13 protein-coding genes and 1 pseudogene are annotated in these 15,781 nt (G+C 53.8%); 5 read left to right on the top strand and 9 right to left on the bottom strand.

Features of this window, described 5'->3' with window-relative positions; translation table 11 throughout:
- Positions 1–19: 19 nt before the first annotated feature.
- Positions 20–421 carry a nitrite reductase small subunit NirD gene (gene nirD / locus ACW44H_RS03910; protein WP_113268806.1) on the top strand — a complete coding sequence of 134 codons (402 nt, stop codon included), beginning with the start codon at positions 20–22 and terminating at the stop codon, positions 419–421.
- Positions 422–526: 105 nt separating this feature from the next.
- On the opposite strand, the gene ACW44H_RS03905 is transcribed toward nirD, so the two are convergent.
- Positions 527–1,363, bottom strand: coding sequence for an alpha/beta fold hydrolase (locus ACW44H_RS03905; RefSeq protein ID WP_457507054.1), 837 nt, complete (start codon positions 1,361–1,363; stop codon positions 527–529).
- Positions 1,364–1,542: 179 nt separating this feature from the next.
- Here ACW44H_RS03905 and ACW44H_RS03900 point away from each other — a divergent pair, with 179 nt between their 5' ends.
- Positions 1,543–2,478 (top strand): cation diffusion facilitator family transporter, encoded by a 936-nt coding sequence (locus ACW44H_RS03900; RefSeq protein ID WP_457508920.1) that lies wholly within the window; start codon positions 1,543–1,545, stop codon positions 2,476–2,478.
- A gap of 22 nt (positions 2,479–2,500) precedes the next feature.
- Here the strand turns inward: ACW44H_RS03900 and ACW44H_RS03895 are convergent, their stop codons facing one another.
- Positions 2,501–3,670 (bottom strand): MFS transporter, encoded by a 1,170-nt coding sequence (locus ACW44H_RS03895; RefSeq protein WP_113268804.1) that lies wholly within the window; start codon positions 3,668–3,670, stop codon positions 2,501–2,503.
- A gap of 137 nt (positions 3,671–3,807) precedes the next feature.
- Between ACW44H_RS03895 and ACW44H_RS03890 the strand changes: the two genes are divergently transcribed.
- On the top strand, positions 3,808–5,196 hold the full coding sequence (locus tag ACW44H_RS03890) for an aminotransferase-like domain-containing protein (RefSeq protein ID WP_457507051.1): 1,389 nt from the start codon (positions 3,808–3,810) through the stop codon (positions 5,194–5,196).
- A gap of 3 nt (positions 5,197–5,199) precedes the next feature.
- Here ACW44H_RS03890 and ACW44H_RS03885 read toward each other — a convergent pair whose 3' ends face one another.
- The 5 genes and pseudogenes from ACW44H_RS03885 to ACW44H_RS03865 all read right to left on the bottom strand — a co-directional run bounded on the left by ACW44H_RS03885 (position 5,200) and on the right by ACW44H_RS03865 (position 10,800).
- Positions 5,200–6,690: an alanine/glycine:cation symporter family protein gene (locus ACW44H_RS03885; protein ID WP_457507049.1), complete on the bottom strand. Its 1,491-nt coding sequence runs from the start codon at positions 6,688–6,690 to the stop codon at positions 5,200–5,202.
- Between the two features lie 194 nt (positions 6,691–6,884).
- Positions 6,885–7,473, bottom strand: a pseudogene (locus tag ACW44H_RS03880) (aldehyde dehydrogenase (NADP(+))); the annotation flags it as partial.
- 11 nt (positions 7,474–7,484) lie between these two features.
- Entirely contained in the window at positions 7,485–8,246 is a 762-nt protein-coding gene (locus ACW44H_RS03875; RefSeq protein ID WP_457507047.1) for a metallophosphoesterase, read from the bottom strand.
- A 716-nt stretch (positions 8,247–8,962) separates the two neighbouring features.
- Positions 8,963–9,514 carry a spermidine N1-acetyltransferase gene (speG, locus tag ACW44H_RS03870; RefSeq protein WP_457507046.1) on the bottom strand — a complete coding sequence of 184 codons (552 nt, stop codon included), beginning with the start codon at positions 9,512–9,514 and terminating at the stop codon, positions 8,963–8,965.
- Between the two features lie 74 nt (positions 9,515–9,588).
- On the bottom strand, positions 9,589–10,800 hold the full coding sequence (locus ACW44H_RS03865) for an NAD(P)/FAD-dependent oxidoreductase (RefSeq protein WP_457507044.1): 1,212 nt from the start codon (positions 10,798–10,800) through the stop codon (positions 9,589–9,591).
- A gap of 119 nt (positions 10,801–10,919) precedes the next feature.
- On the opposite strand from ACW44H_RS03865, the gene ltaE reads away from it, so the two are divergent.
- Entirely contained in the window at positions 10,920–11,927 is a 1,008-nt protein-coding gene (gene ltaE / locus ACW44H_RS03860) for a low-specificity L-threonine aldolase (RefSeq protein ID WP_457507042.1), read from the top strand.
- Here the strand turns inward: ltaE and ACW44H_RS03855 are convergent.
- Together ACW44H_RS03855 and fhuB are read right to left on the bottom strand one after the other, a co-directional pair.
- Positions 11,924–12,541 (bottom strand): LysE/ArgO family amino acid transporter, encoded by a 618-nt coding sequence (locus ACW44H_RS03855; protein ID WP_457507040.1) that lies wholly within the window; start codon positions 12,539–12,541, stop codon positions 11,924–11,926. The two genes, ltaE and ACW44H_RS03855, sit on opposite strands and share 4 nt — an antisense overlap.
- Before the next feature lie 133 nt (positions 12,542–12,674).
- On the bottom strand, positions 12,675–14,675 hold the full coding sequence (gene fhuB, locus ACW44H_RS03850) for a Fe(3+)-hydroxamate ABC transporter permease FhuB (RefSeq protein WP_457507038.1): 2,001 nt from the start codon (positions 14,673–14,675) through the stop codon (positions 12,675–12,677).
- A gap of 174 nt (positions 14,676–14,849) precedes the next feature.
- Here fhuB and ACW44H_RS03845 point away from each other — a divergent pair, with 174 nt between their 5' ends.
- Entirely contained in the window at positions 14,850–15,779 is a 930-nt protein-coding gene (locus ACW44H_RS03845; RefSeq protein ID WP_457507037.1) for a siderophore-interacting protein, read from the top strand.
- The last annotated feature ends 2 nt before the right edge of the window (positions 15,780–15,781 follow it).

Genomic DNA, 15,781 nt, shown 5'->3' with positions numbered 1-15,781 from the left:
GATAAAAAAGAGGCAATCCATGACCGCAACTGCATTGAAAAACGAGATGGATACCATGGCGCTTCAGAAGACAAAGACGTGGCAGAAAGTCTGTACCAAAGCCGATCTAGTCGCGTTCTCTGGCATCGCCGCCTGGCTTGAAACCGCCGACGGCCCCGCCCAGGTCGCTATTTTCTACTTGCCCGGAGTGCAGGAACAGGGCGATGAGCTCTATGCTCTTGATCATCATGATCCCTTCTCGAACGCAAACGTAATCGCTCGGGGCATCGTAGGCGATCTTAAAGGTGCCGCCGTCGTCGCCTCGCCTATCTATAAGCAACACTTCCGTCTTAAAGATGGTCAGTGTTTAGAGGATGAAAGCGTGAAGCTCCGCACATGGAAAATCGTCTTTAAAGGCGATGAAGTTTGGGTTGAAGGATAATGTTGGATTGAAGGATAACGTAGCCGTTGAATCGCCGCCCCGTATCAACTGACTCTATAAAGAAGGGCGGCGATTTAGTCTTACAAGCCCTGAATAATCGTTTTTTTAGCTATCCAAAAAAGTAATCAGCGCCCTATTAAACTCATCGGGGTGTGTGGCATTAAGCCCGTGGGGCCCGCCCTTGATCACTTCCGTTTGCGCATTGGGCAGTAATTCTTGCGCCCGCTTGCCGCTGACCTCAAAGGGTACGATGCCATCTGAATCCCCATGCAATACCAGGGTGGGTATATCGATCTTGGGCAGGTCTTTGCGAAAGTCGGTATAGCTAAACGCTTTGATGCAGTCATAGGTCGCTTGCGGGGACGCAAACGCCGCAATGTTGCAATGATACTGGCGGTTCGGCTCGCTGATTAAATCGCTGCGCTCACCGGCGGTGAAAAAGCTCTTCGTGAAGTCTTCTAGGAAGGCAAGACGGTCGCCTTTTACACCTTCAAGGAATTGGTTGATGGTGGCATTATCAAGACCACCTTCAGGATTGTCGTCGGCTTTATAGAGGTAAGGGGGAACCGCTGCAGCAAATACGGCTTTATTGACTCGCCCAGTGCCGTAACTGGAAAGGTAACGCGCTACTTCGCCGCCACCCATCGAAAAGCCCACTATGGTGGCATCGTTTAGGTCCAGCGTGTCGATCAGTTTCTTAAGGTCTGACGCTAGCGTATCGTAGTCATAGCCACCATCTGCCTGGGTAGACCAGCCAAAACCACGGCGGTCATACGTCACGACTTTATAGCCTGCCTCTACCAGCGCTGGCACCTGCTTCTCCCATGAGCGGCCACTCAGCGGCCATCCATGGATCAGCACCACTGGTTTACCCGCCCCGTGTACCTCGTAGTACAGCTCTACCGGCGTGCCTTGTTCCGTTCCTACGCTTAGCATTGGCATCGTCTAACCCTCCTATTTGGTTTAACGTGAATCAAATAAATGCCTCCTAAGATTAGTAGAACTAACGAGGCTGTCCAAAGCATCGTTTTGAGTAGACGACCGGCATTCGATATGTCACCAGCAAAGTTGCTATGCTTATCGACTATTTTGACGATGTACACTCTGGAGCAGAAACGTTAGTGAAGACAGAATCGAGAACCTTGGCATTCTCCGCCTTGATGGCGCTGCTTATTGGCTGTGCAGGCATTGTTGCTACGTTAGCCTCCAACTCGCAGGCGATCCTGCTGGATGGTCTATTTAATCTTATTTATTTCAGCATCGCCCTCGTCACTATTAAGGTCAGCAAGCTTGCCAGTCGCCCGGACAGCGAGTCGTACCCCTTTGGTTACAGCTACTTTGAGTCGCTTGTGAATCTGTGCAAAGGGCTGCTTATTTTAGGCGTGTCTATTTTCGCCCTGGTCGACGCTATTGCCGCCCTGCTCACGGGTGGCCGCGAAATAGCGGCTGGCTTGGCGGTAATTTATGCACTCTTTGCCACCGTTTCCTGTTCGTTTACGGCCTGGGTGATGCACCGTAGCCAGCGCCATGTGAGCAGCCCATTGGTGGCGGCAGATAAACTAAATTGGCTAGTGAACAGCGTCATTTCCGCCGCGGTATTAGCAGCCTTTTGCCTAGTGATGTTGTTTGAGCGACTGGGCTGGTTGGCTATTCTGCCCTATGTGGATTCGGTGCTCGTGATTGCGGTGGTGGTGCTCTGCCTGGGTGTTCCTGTGCGCATGGCCTCCCAAGCACTGAAGGAATTGCTTAACAAAACGCCAGAAGAATCTATCGCAGAACCTGTTCGCCAAGCCGTCGCGAATGCCCTGGCTAACACTGACACCCAGCAAGTGCGTGTTCGCATGGTACGCCCAGGCCGCCTGCTGTATGTCATGGTGCATGTGGTATTGCCTGAGGCATCCCGTCTGTCCATCACCAACCAAGATGCCCTACGCGCTCGGATTGACGACGAGGTGCGTCGCTACTACTCCCCCGTGGTGTGCGATGTCGTGTTTACCGCCGACACTCGTTGGGCGGTGCCCTCTTGCGGGCTACTGGTAGAGAAGCATCGCTCATGACATCGTGAACGCTGGGGGCTGTCTATTGTGCCTTACGCAGCAAAATGATCGCCATGATAACGCCGCCCAATAGTGCGAGACCAAACAGCGTTAACGCAAGCGTATGTCCTACCGCATCAATCAGTACGCCGGTGACGATTACAGGGATACTGAAGCCCAAGTAAGCCATCAGAAAATAGCCCGCGCTGGCTTGGGTGGCTTGTTGGCTAGCCGAGGCATCCGCACTCACCAACACACCACTTAACCCTCCCAAATAGATAAACCCATAGCAAGCGCTACTGGCTGCTACCGTGCCCAGCAGCACCGCCACAAGATTTCCTTGGACAGCGCCCCAAACGATCAACCCATAGGCAATCGGCAAAATCACCAGACCCAGTCGGGTAGCGCTGCGCGGCGTAAGCCTTCTCGCCCAGGGCTGAAACAGCACCCCGCAGCTGCAGATACCGAAGGTGGCGAAGCCGCTCCAGGCGGATAAACCGTGCAGGCTTAGTGTTGAAGGCAGAATCGCAATCACCAACCCCACCGTCGCCCAGGCCAACAAAATTGCCAATCCATAGGCGAGAGTTCCTTTTGGATAGCTGGGAAGACGCAGCATAGGCGTTTTAGTAGCGCTCGGTGAGCTATCCTTAAGCGTGGTGACCACCACCAATGCCAGCAAAGCGGCAGCGATATAAAGCCACAGACTGGGTGGCGATATGCTTGGGGTGTGGAAAACAAACAGACTAGTCACCGCCGCCCCCAGGCCAAACCCAAGCGCGGTACTGGCCGTCACATAATTGGTCGCCACACGCTTATCCTCTTCCACCAATAGTAGTTGCATATAAGCGGGAGCCACCGCTGACATTAGCCCCGTACTGATACCCAGCAGAAAGCGAGCCACACCCAGCGCCGGCAAACCGGGCGCTATCAGGGTGATCCCGGTCGCCAAGAGACATAACAGCAGAGCACTCATTATTAATGGCTTGCGCCCAACCCGATCGGCCAAGCCATTTAACCCCAGCAACACCGGTATAATGCCCACTACATAGCAGGCAAAAGCGATGCTGGTGGCACCAACGCCCAAACCATCCCGCGCCGCCAGCGCATCGTAAAGAGGGGCCTGTAAATTAACCGCCGTGGTAATCGTACATAGCGCAAACGCCAGGCAGGCTGCGCTCCTTTTATTGTTAGCGCGATTGGCAGTGCGGCTCATAGCGAAGTCCTAAATAAGTAAGTCATTGAACCGCTACCCTCCCACGCTTACCACGCAGCGGTAAGGTACACTTAACTCCCACTTTCCAGACACTGTTCCGCCCTTTTAGCGAACAGTTGAAAGCCATAGGGCACGTTATGAAACTAGAGGTTAATCGGCACGCCACGACTCCCATCGCCCAGCAGCTCGAAGCGGGGATTCGCGCTTGGATTGCCGCGCACGGTGCAGGCGGTGGCCGTCGTTTACCCTCTATTCGTCGCTTAGCCGCCACCCACCACATCAGCCGTAATGCGGTGATTGAAGCCTACGAACGACTTGTCGCTTCTGGCTTAGTGCGCTCACGACCCGGATCAGGTTTTTATGTGGCGGATAGCGCAGCAGCGCTGGTATCACAACCAGCAGCTATGAGCGGATTGGAAGAGGTCACCAGCGGCCTATGGGGGCTTTTCAGTGCCAATGAGCACACGCTCAAGCTGGGCTGCGGCTGGCTGCCAAGCGTCTGGCGCGAAGGCGATGACCTAACTCACGCCATTCGCCAAGTGGCACGTAAAAGCCGTTCAGGAATTTTCGAGTACAGTACCCCGCAAGGGCCGCAGGATTTACGCGATTTAATCCAGGAACGTCTGCGCCCACTGGCGATTAATGCGGACGCCCAGCAGATCGTGATGACCGGCGGCGGCAGCCATTCGCTGGATCTACTGGTGCGGATGCTGCTTGAGCCTGGCGATGTGGTCTTCGTGGAATCACCGGGCTATTACAACCTGTTTGGCCTGCTTCACTTACAGCGAATCCGCGTGATTGGCGTGCCGCGATTAGCCGATGGGCCTGATATCGAACGCTTGGAGGTGTTGTTGGCCGAACATCGCCCAAAGCTGTTCTACATCAACAGCGTTTTTCACAACCCCACGGGCAGCACGCTCACCCCAGCGGTGGCACACCGAGTGTTACAGCTCGCCGAGCAACACGATTTTCAGATTATTGAAGACGATATCTACGCGGATTTTCAGCATACCCCCACCACCCGATTGGCAGCGCTAGACGGTTTAAGCCGGGTGTTCTATCTGGGCAGCTTTTCGAAAAGCCTCTCCTCTTCGCTACGAGTCGGCTTTGTCGCCGCGCCAGTGACTTGGGTACAGCGCCTAGTGGATATAAAGATGTTGACCAGCATTTCCGCTTCACGATTTGCCGAGCAGGTGGTCATTACGATGCTGCAAAACGGCAGCTACCGGAAGCTTACCGAACGGCTGCGCATCAAGCTCGCCAATCAAATGGCAGTGGCACTAACGATGCTAAAAAATGCCGGCTGGGAGGTGTATACCCAACCGGCTGGCGGGATGTTTGTGTGGGCAAAACCACCAGCAGCCATCACCCCTGAAGCCCTGAGTGAACTGGCTAACCGGTGGGAAATCACGCTATCGCCGGGGCATCTGTTTTTTGCCGATCACCAGCCAACGCCCTGGCTCCGGCTCAACGTTGCCTATATACAAGACCCAAGGGCGAAAGCGTTTATTGAAGCAGGGAGTTAACCCCTACCCTTCTTTTGCCTCTTTTACAGGCCATACATCGGCATCTACTAATTCCGGACGTTTTAATATGGCGGGGTCAAAGAGTGGCTCTTCAATACCTGCTCGGCGTTGACGCTCGTAATCCTTCAATACGGCAACCGCAATGGGCGCCATAAACAGAATGGAAAACAGGTTTGTCGTGGCCATTAACCCCATTGCCAGGTCGGCAAAGTCCCAGACCACGCTTAGCTCTGCCACCGAACCGAGCAGTACCATCGCTAGAATGATCACCTTGAACACGCTGACCGCTTTTTTAGCGTGGCGGCGGAACAGAAATTCGATATTAACCGACGAGAACGAGAAGTTGGCCAAGATCGAGGTAAAAGCAAAAAACAGTATCGCTAACGCAATGAATATCTCGCCAAAGCCACCTAGATGATCAACCATGGCATCTTGGGTAAGTTGTATCCCTTCGATGCTCTCCCCTGGCGACTCCGACATCAGCCGTTCATAAACGCCAGAGAGCAGGATCACCACAGCGGTACAGCTACAAATCACAATGGTGTCGACGAACACCCCAAAGGATTGCACCAAGCCCTGGGCCGCGGGATGTTTGACGGTCGCCTGGGCAGCCGCGTTAGGTGTCGAGCCCATGCCCGCTTCGTTGGAAAATAAGCCACGCTTGATGCCATTTTCCATGGCCGCTTTAATCGCATAGCCTGCTGCACCGCCCACCGCTGGCCCAAGACCAAAAGCGCTCATCACAATCAGCGAGAGCATATCAGGGACGGCAGAAAGGTTAGCAAACAGAATCCATAGCGCGACCAGTAAGTAAGCAATGGCCATGATCGGCACGATTTTTTCGGCGGTTCGTGCCACCGACTTGAGGCCGCCATAAATCACAAAGCCTGCCAAAATGGCAATGACTACGCCCGTCAGCCAGTTAGGAATGCCAAAGGCACCGCTCATGCCCTGGGCAATTGTGTTGGATTGCGCGGCGTTAAACGCCAGTCCATAGGCGATAATCAAAAATACCGCGAACAGTGATCCTAACCAGCGCCAGCCTAGGCAACGTTCGATATAAAATGCAGGGCCGCCGCGGAATACGCCATCCTCGTTACGATGCTTATACACTTGCGCCAGCGTCGATTCGATAAAGGACGTTGCAAAACCGAGCAACGCTGTCACCCACATCCAAAAAATGGCCCCTGGGCCACCAATCCATAGCGCCAGGGCCACGCCGGCTAGGTTGCCGGTCCCCACCCGCGCCGCCATGGACGTCGCAAATGCCTGAAAGCCGCTAATGCCATCCCCGGCGCCCCGGGCGGTAAACGTCACATAGGCCATATGCCTGAACAGACGAAACTGCATCCCGCGAGTCATAATGGTAAACAGCAGGCCAGCACCTAAGAGTAGATAAACAAGAATGTAGCTCCAGATAAAGTTACTGACAGGCATCATGATGGTATAGAGACCATCGCGCAGCGGGGCAATGATTAATTCGAGGGTCTCCATGGGCATGTTCTCCGTTTGATCTTGTGTTTACACGTGAGTATGTGCCCTGACCCGACGTGCTATGTTGGCTCGCTTAGCTAACGACCATGGCATTAGTCTAGACGCTCTTTTAGCCACCTCACAAATAAAGTACATAAAAAAGCGGCCCTTAGACCGCTCGATAAACTCCAACTTGCTTGTTTCTTACGTTATTTCTATAGTTCGCGCTTACCATCTACCAATCGACTCACCTTCAATGGATTCGCTTCATGTAGGGCTTCAGGCAGCAACGCCTCAGGTAGCGATTGGTAGCATACCGGGCGTAAGAAACACTTGATGAAGCACTTTGGAAGCGAGAAAGTCACTGGTACTAACGGCAAACAACCCCGTTTGGCACTGGTAACTGCCGCTGCCGGTTTGTCCACGAGCAACTTCACGCACATTAGCTTCACTGCTTAGCGCAGAAACGCCTTTTTCATAAGCGCTGTGAATACCCGGTGTCAGCATGGTTTGCGCGCCGCTAGCTTCCACGGCTTTTTGCGTTGACTGAATAAACGACTCAAGGTCGGCACCTTTAACCGCAATCACCAAGCCTGGGCTTGTGCAGAACTGACCAGCGCCCATATTAAGTGAGCCAACAAAGGCTTCCCCCAGCGCTTGGCTGTTTGCTTTCAGTGCTTCTGGTAGTAAAAAAACGGGGTTGATGCTGCTCATTTCGGCATAGACCGGGATCGGCTGAGGCCTAGCCTGAGCGGACTGCATCACCACCTGCGATTCACGAGCAGTGAATGAACAACTATAAATAATTGATTTATTTATAACTCAATCACCCAATCAGGCTTAAACCGCGCGGGAGTAAACTCATTCGGGTAACCCCCAGGGTTGGCAACAACACGGGTGCCGTTACGCAGAATATCCACAGGCTCGTGGACATGCCCATGCACCCAAATGTCCATCTTGCCCATTAAATGAGGCAGGTTAGAAGCAAACGCAGGAGATAACACGTCACCCAAGTATTGGCCGGGAATACAGTCATGCAGCGGCGCATGATGGCTAATCACCACCTTGGGGCCGTCAAACGGCTGTTCTAGCTCGCGCTCAAGCCATGCCAACGCTTCTCCATGCAACTGCTGGCTAGCCTGTGGTGTGAAAGCCACCCCTGGCGAGGTTTGGATGATTTTAAAGTCAGGCATGTAGCGCAGCGCCTTGGACTCTGTATCGGCGGAATTTTGCGTTGGATCACCGGCATAAAGCGCAAAGTCAGTCCATAAGGTAGTGCCGTAAAAACGTACGCCATTAAGGGTGACGGCACGATTATCCAGAAGCTCAATGCCGAGCCGCTCGGCTTCAAGCGCTAGCTCGTCACGCAGCAGCGGCATGCAGGTATTGTAGAACTCATGGTTGCCCGGCACATAAATAAGCTGCGTGTCCGGAAAACGATGGCGCGCCCAGGCTAAACCCTCACTTTTACGGTGAATATCACCAGCCAGGATGACCACATCAGCCTCCACTTCTGGCAGTTCGCGGTTCCCCTCAAAAAATTCCAAGTGAAGATCAGACAAAATACGCAGACGCATAGGGCTCCTTATAGCGAACATTTAATAATTGTGATGCTGCACTGCAACAAGGATGCGTTATACTCCAGGGGTCGTCCCACTAGGAGGACCGCCAAATGACTTTTTTAATCATCACCCCTGCACACGATAATGAAGTTCTGGAATTCTGGAGCTTGAACGCACAATGGAATCTTGCCGCAGCCGAGGCTCTGAGAGCCTATTTAGGTTAATTCAGGCTTTTTTGCCTTTTAAGACTAAAAGATAGTGACCGAAGCCGGGATAACTTCCGGCTTTTTTATTTTTATGAAAAACGTTTCCATTCAATACGATAGTACTATTAGCTAGCTATTTGTAAGCTTAGGCTTACAAAAATAGTCAATCGCCTACATCGTTTGGGCTACCCCCTGGCTGTAAAAGCCCTTATTATCTTGCTCGACAGTGACAATGCTGCTTTGCACAACTCAATTTGTGTATAAAAAATTGTCCTCTGTATAACAATACCTTTCACGTATCCCCTGGAAAAAGGAGTGGCCGCCATGCAGTACTCAGCTAACCACAGACAGACGATGGAAGCCGACATCATGGAAGTGTGGGCAGAACGCGCTCAGCAGCAACGTGCAGCATATGACGCCATTAAGGCCTACTTGGGCTAAGAGCAGGAAATGCTTGGCGATATGCGAAAGCGCCTCCCACGCCTCGTATCTACGAGGCGTTCTTATATCGTTTTATCAGAATGGTTACAGCCAGTTAGACTCAGGCGCTTCGGTCGTATTCAACTGCCCAAGATAGGTACCCTGTAGGATATACATGCGCTTCACATCCCTGTATTTTCCGTTAATAAAGAACTCCTTTACTAGGTGTCCCTCCTCAATAAAACCGCTCTCTTCGTAGAGATGGATCGCTTTGACGTTCTCCACCGCTACAATCAGATATACCTTGTGCAGGTTTAAAATCGTGAACGAGTAGTGCAAGGCTTGGCGGATCAACGAACGGGCAAATCCTTTGCCCTGGTGAGCTGGGGCAATGATGATTTGAAACTCGGCGCTGCGGTGGATGTAGTCGATCTCGATCAACTCTACCAAACCGATTGCATTACCATGGCTGTCCTCAGCAACAAATCGCCGCTCGGCATTGTCATGGATGTGCTTGTTATATAACTCTTCCAACTCATCGAATGACTCGTAAGGCTCTTCAAACCAATACGACATAATGCTCTGGTTATTATTGAGCTCGTGGACAAAGCGCAAATCGTTACGCTCAAGTGCACGTAAGTAAAGTGTCTGCTCCATCGTCCTCTATCCTTATGAATATTGAATAAGGATACTCGCTTTAAGCAGGCTCGCCATCATGATTTATACGGCTATTACATTAGCCGCCGGAACGAAAAAAGCTCTGCCAAGGGATGCGATTTACCTTCAATAAGTGCCCGTAGTAGCTTTGCGCCAATCATGCTATAGCTAATACCATTGCCACCGTAGGCCATGGCGAAATGTACACGTGGACCGTGCGCCTCGTGAGGACCAAAAAAAGGCAAGCCGTCTTCTGTTTCCGCAAAGGTGCCACCCCAGGAAAAAGTAGGGTTAATATCGAGTGTCGGCCAAAGCGCCTCTACCTTACGCGTTAATCCCCTGGCTTTTTCCTCGACTCGCGCATCACGTCGTGCGGGAATATCGTTCTCATCATCATCGCCACCCACCAACAGGCGGCCATCGCCAGTGGTTCGCATATAAAGGTAGGGGCGCGCCGATTCCCACAACATTGTGTGACGTAGCTTACCCAACGTTTCTAGTGACAGCGGATCGGTGATAAATGCGTAGCTGCTCCGATTAACGGCAACCGGTTTAGGCAACCATGTTTGTGACTCATACCCCGTCGCCATCACCACATATTGGCAACGCAACGTAGCGCCATTGGTTAGCGTTAACGTGACGCCCTGCTCATCCGGTGCCATTTCCTCCATTTGAGTTCGGTCATAGACTTCTCCGCCCCGTTCAATGACCTTGGCAAATAGCTGATAAGCCATACGATACGGATCGACACTGGCCGCTAACTTAGTGAGGATCGCCCCAGGTGCAGCAAAACCGTACTCTGCTAAAATAGCCTCGGAGCCAAGCCACTCGGCCTCAAATCCATGCTTTTGGCGCAGCGCCAACTCTTCTTTGAGGGGCGCCACATGCTCTTCGTTACTGGCATAATAAAGGCTGTGCTGACGTTCAAAATCGACATCACCCATGCCTGCCGCTAAGGTTTCAAGCTCACCGATGGCATCAGCGCAAGCTTGGTAAGCAAGTAATGCATCGGTTTCCCCGTATCGCTTGGCTAAGTGAGACATATGGGTGTCAATTTCGTACTGTAGCAAGCCCGTGCTGGCAGCAGAGCTTCCCCACCCTACATCACGCCGCTCAAGCACCACGACATGATGTCCGTGACGGCTCAGCTCATTGGCGATCAGCGCCCCGGTAATCCCGCCCCCAACCACCACAACGTCACTTCGGTGATTGTGGGTAAGCTGTGGGAAGGCAGACAGCAGACCATTTTTTACTGCCCAGAAGGGATAGCCGCTTTTTAGATCCATCAGGTTACCTATGCTGGTTTAACATGCATTATGCTGGCAACCATAGATAATGGCTAACAACTTACTTAGTTGAGCGCCCTTAAGCATTTGTCCTGACTAATAAAAAGGAGCTCCTAACGATGATTGATCTACGCAGTGATACGGTGACCCGCCCCACTCCCGCCATGCTGGAAGCCATGATAGCCGCTCCATTAGGTGATGATGTATGGGGCGATGATCCAACGGTGAACACCTTTCAAGCGAACCTGGCTGAGCAAGCAGGCAAAGAAGCGGCGCTGCTTTTTCCTAGCGGCACGCAAAGTAACTTAGTGGGGCTAATGGCGCACTGCGAACGCGGCGATGAGTACATTGTTGGTCAGTCGGCGCATACCTACCGCTATGAGGGCGGCGGTGCGGCAGTCTTAGGTAGCATTCAACCCCAGCCGATTGAAAACGCCGCTGATGGTAGCCTTCCATTAGAGAAAATAAGCGCTGCTATTAAAGCCGACGACTTTCACTTTGCGCGCAGCAAACTGCTGGCGCTGGAAAATACGATTGGCGGTAAAGTACTGCCCGCAGACTATGTATTAAAAGCAACCGAACTGGCCCGCGAACGAGGGTTGGCAACGCATTTAGACGGTGCGCGTCTGTTTAATGCAGCGGTAGCCACGGATACCTCGCTCAAGCAGCTTTGCCTTCCGTTTGATAGCGTATCGTTATGCTTTTCAAAAGGCCTGGGCGCACCCATCGGCTCGGCACTGGTGGGCTCTCAAGCATTGATCGACCGTGCCCGTCGTTGGCGTAAAGTTGTCGGAGGCGGTATGCGCCAAGCGGGTATTATTGCCGCCGCGTGCCAGCATGCCCTGGATCATCATGTAGCTGATTTAAAGAATGACCATCACCGTGCAGCGCGTCTGGCAGAGGGCTTGGCAAAGCTGCCTGGGGTCGACATTACCTCACAGGCTACCAACATGGTTTTTGCTAGTTTTCCCGACGCTCATGTCAAACCACTTTCCATTTGGCTAAAAGAGCACGGCATATTGATTGAACTGCTTTACGCTACCCGCTTCGTTGTTCATCGTGATATTAATGATGCGGATATTGATAAAGTCATTACAGTGATGGAGACCTACTTTAGTCGGCACTAAGCATTGAGTGATGACGCCCCGAGGGCAAGATGCACAGCAATACCCGCCATCATCACGCCAATCAGGCCGTCGATAATACGCCATGCGATGGGTTTTGAAAGCCAGGGCGAGAGTGCAGCGCCGCCCCAGGCCAGCAGGCTAAACCAGAGTATGGAAGCCGTGGAGGCTCCCGCCACAAAAACGCCGGCGCTCTCCTGCTGGGCGCCAATGGCGGGTATCAGCAGCAGGGTATCCAGATACACCTGAGGATTGAGTACGGTGACGGCCAGCGTGGCTAAAATCACTTTCGTTAAGCTACGCGCTTTGCCCGCTTCGGCGCTCAACCCTTGCCGACCGTTAACGGCCCTGAATAATGCCTGCGCCGCCAACCAGCTTAAAAAAAGGACGCCCATCCAGCGCATCGCTTCCAACGCGCTGGGTATGGTAAGCAGAAACGCACTCACACCAAACATCCCCGCCGTGAGCAGAATAATATCGGCACTCATGCATAGCCCCGCCGACCACCAGTGATACTCGCGACGAATGGCCAGCCCTAGGATGTAGGCGTTCTGCGCGCCAATCGCCATGATAATGCCGCCGCATACCACCAATCCGGTGAGATAACTCTCCCACATTGCCCTGCCCCCAGTACCAGAATAAGTATCGCGTTAACACATCGCTCTCTTAAAACATCGCACTAAGGTAACGGGCAGTTTGGATAACTAAAAATCATCCTGCTAATACCCTATTAATTTTTCTTATAATCGCTTACAGCTTACGCAGCCCCCACATAAAGTAGGCACCGCCGATTAGCGAAGCGACCAAGCCTGCTGGTATCTCGTAGGGAAATATAATCTGACGCCCCACCCAGTCCGCCAGCACCATCAATAGCATGCCGATCAAGGCCGCCCCCATCAGATGCTGCCCTGCACGGGAGAAGCCGACCAAGCGCGCCATATGCGGCGCCAGCAGGCCAATAAATGAAAGCGGCCCCACCACCAGGGTGGCGCAGGCGGTTAACAGCGCCACCAGTAGAAGCAACACTAAACGGGCACGATTGAGCGTTACTCCAAGCGCCTTGGCCGTCGGCGCGCCTAAGGGCAAGATATCCAGCCAGCGGGTGAAGGGCAGCGTGATCAGCGCCAATACAGAGGCAATGCCCCCGACCACCACCGCATTGGTGATATCCACGTAATAGGTAGAGCCCGCCAGCCAGGCGATCACCTCTTGGCCACGCGGGTCGCCACCCGCCAGCATCACGCTGCGCACCGCGTCAAACAAGGCACTGACCGCCACCCCGGTGAGCAGCAAACGTTCAGGGAGATAACCGCTCTTGCGGTTGATACCCACTAATACCAGTAGCGTCGCGAAAGCCCCCAGGGTGCCCACACCAATCAGCATCATATTGGTGGGGGCGGGCAGCAGGAAAATCCCCAGAATCAGCGCAATGGCGCAGCCACCACTGATACCCAATACTTCAGGGCTGGCCATTGGATTGGCTGAAAGACGCTGAAGAATCGTCCCCGCAATCGCCAGCATCAACCCACTGGCTGCGGCCGCCATCACCCGGGGCATGCGCCACTGCATGACATTCCAGTTATCAGGCGCCAGCCAATACCAGCCGTCTACACCCTGGCCGAAGAGCAGGCCAAGCACTGTTGCCCCCAGTAGCGCTAGTAGTAAGCCAACAGCCAGGCGCGAAGGCGCAGGATGACGATGGGCGAAAACACCGGCCCCTTGCGGCGGCTTGTCGCCCTGCAGTTTCAGACGCGGAATAAGCCACATTAATAGTGGCGCCCCAAGCGCACCGGTAATCGCCCCCGTAGGAATAAAGGCTGCCGTCATGCCCGAAAACTGCTGCAGCAATAGATCCGTCGTGGCCAACAGTACGGCCCCTAATAGGGTTGACCAGAGTAACCGTGGCCCTAACCGGCGCGCACCCGCCATACGCACGATATTGGGCGCTGCCAAGCCGATAAAACCAATGATGCCCACCACGCTAACAACGCTGCCAGTAATAAATACTGCCAGTCCCATGCCTGCAAAGCGCAAATAGGTGAGCGATACTCCCAGGCTTTTGGCACTGGCGTCATCCAACTCCAGCACCGCCAGCGGGCGCAATAAAAACCACGCGACCACGCAGCTAATGGCCAGCCGCGGCCAAAGCACTGCCACGCCATCCCAACCGTTTTGCGCCAGAGAGCCCGCGCCCCAGATCAGCAGCCCCGAGAGCGCTTCGTGGTTGAACAGCAACAGCGCTGTGGAAAGTGCCCCCAGGTATAGATTCACCACCAAGCCCGCCAGCACCACCACGATGGGCGCCAGCCCGCGCCGCCACGAAAGCAGAAATACTAAACTCACTGCCAGCGCGCCGCCCAGTAGAGCGACCCATTCGCGCCCGGCGACAAGCAACCCCGGTGCCAGCAGCGTGGCGGTCATCAGCGCCAGGTTAGCGCCCGATGCCACTCCTAGTGTGGTGGGCGAGGCTAGGGGGTTACGCAGCACCTGCTGCATTAGCACGCCTGCCAACCCCAAGCCGCCCCCGGCTAACAACGCGATAGAGAAACGCGGCCACCAAGCGTAATAAAGCAACAGCTCGTCAACGTTTTCAAAGGAAGGCGCCACTAACGCCTGCAGGCCCAGCGTAAAACCGCCCTGGCTCTGCAGACCCAGCCAAAACAGCACCAACATCGGCAGGCTAAGCAATAGGCACGCTTTAGCAGGCGACATTCCTCCTATTCGTTGGGCAAATGGCGCGGCGCCTAGCATAGCGAACACCCTCTTTTATTAGCCGAGCTTTTCGCCACGCGGAGCGTGATAGGCAGCAGCGTCATCTTTTAGCCTTAATAGTGTCTGAAAGTTAGCCATTGAATAGTAAGCAAAGATTCTAAATGATAACTATTAGCACTACAATTGACACCTTTACTAATGGAGACAGTTACCATGGCTGCCAAGCAACGCTACCAGCTTTTCGATATCACCCTTGCTCGGCGCACCCAAGTCAGCGCTTCGTTAGTCAAATTTACCTTTACTGGCCCTGACGTTGGCCGAATGGAAACCTACGCTCCCGATCAGCGCATCAAGCTGTTCTTTCCTGAAAGTGGCGGCAGTCTCGATCCGCTGTTTGAGATAGCCAAGCTGGAAGAACACGACTGGTACGGTGCCTACCAAGCACTACCGGATGCCCAGCGCCCCGCTGCGCGTACCTACACCATCCGCGCCCTTCGTCCGGAGAAAGCCGAGGTAGATGTAGAGTTTGTACTCCACGGCGACAATGGCCCTGCATCTCGTTGGGCCATGCACGCCCGCCCAGGCGACCGCCTAGCCATGACGGCCCCTGCCGCAAATACGGAAGGCCCAAAGCTAGGTTACGAGTGGAAGCCACCACAAGGCGTACGTCGTATTTTGATCATCGCTGATGAAACCGCCCTCCCCGCCGCCGCTGGCATTCTGGAAACCCTTGATGACCTGCCGCTCAAACCCAAGGTCGAAGCACTATTCGAAACGCCTCGCAGCGACGATGCTCAGCCATTACCCCAGGCCAGCAAGCTACGCTGGCTGGCACGCGATACCGAGCCCGGCTGCCAACACGGTGAGTTGTTGATGAGAGCGCTGCGCGATATTGATTTGCAGCAAGAGATCATTGCGCTGGGAGGCAAACCCTCGACCGCGACCGGTGATGTCAACGAGGATGAAAATGCTCCGCTCTGGGAACCCGCCACCTTGGACGACAGCGCGCCCTTCTACGCCTGGATTGCCGCTGAAACCAAGGTCGCCATGAAGCTGCGCCGCTACCTGGTCAATGAGTGTGGGCTACCCAAGCAGTACGTTACCAGCATGGGCTATTGGCGTCTGGGCAAGACCTATAGCTAAAA

It is taken from the genome of Vreelandella sulfidaeris Esulfide1, assembly GCF_054072535.1.
The sequence above is the reverse complement of the archived record's forward strand: the minus strand, read 5'-3'. Positions and strand labels throughout refer to the sequence as shown.

Excerpts from the sequence above, each read along its gene's own strand:
- ACW44H_RS03845 (WP_457507037.1), top strand. The coding sequence starts at position 14,850 with ATGGCTGCCAAGCAACGCTACCAGCTTTTCGATATCACCCTTGCTCGG.
- ltaE (WP_457507042.1), top strand. The coding sequence starts at position 10,920 with ATGATTGATCTACGCAGTGATACGGTGACCCGCCCCACTCCCGCCATG.
- nirD (WP_113268806.1), top strand. The coding sequence starts at position 20 with ATGACCGCAACTGCATTGAAAAACGAGATGGATACCATGGCGCTTCAG.
- ACW44H_RS03875 (WP_457507047.1), bottom strand. The coding sequence starts at position 8,246 with ATGCGTCTGCGTATTTTGTCTGATCTTCACTTGGAATTTTTTGAGGGG.
- ACW44H_RS03890 (WP_457507051.1), top strand. The coding sequence starts at position 3,808 with ATGAAACTAGAGGTTAATCGGCACGCCACGACTCCCATCGCCCAGCAG.
- ACW44H_RS03865 (WP_457507044.1), bottom strand. The coding sequence starts at position 10,800 with ATGGATCTAAAAAGCGGCTATCCCTTCTGGGCAGTAAAAAATGGTCTG.
- fhuB (WP_457507038.1), bottom strand. The coding sequence starts at position 14,675 with ATGCTAGGCGCCGCGCCATTTGCCCAACGAATAGGAGGAATGTCGCCT.
- ACW44H_RS03855 (WP_457507040.1), bottom strand. The coding sequence starts at position 12,541 with ATGTGGGAGAGTTATCTCACCGGATTGGTGGTATGCGGCGGCATTATC.
- ACW44H_RS03885 (WP_457507049.1), bottom strand. The coding sequence starts at position 6,690 with ATGGAGACCCTCGAATTAATCATTGCCCCGCTGCGCGATGGTCTCTAT.
- ACW44H_RS03905 (WP_457507054.1), bottom strand. The coding sequence starts at position 1,363 with ATGCCAATGCTAAGCGTAGGAACGGAACAAGGCACGCCGGTAGAGCTG.
- ACW44H_RS03895 (WP_113268804.1), bottom strand. The coding sequence starts at position 3,670 with ATGAGCCGCACTGCCAATCGCGCTAACAATAAAAGGAGCGCAGCCTGC.
- speG (WP_457507046.1), bottom strand. The coding sequence starts at position 9,514 with ATGGAGCAGACACTTTACTTACGTGCACTTGAGCGTAACGATTTGCGC.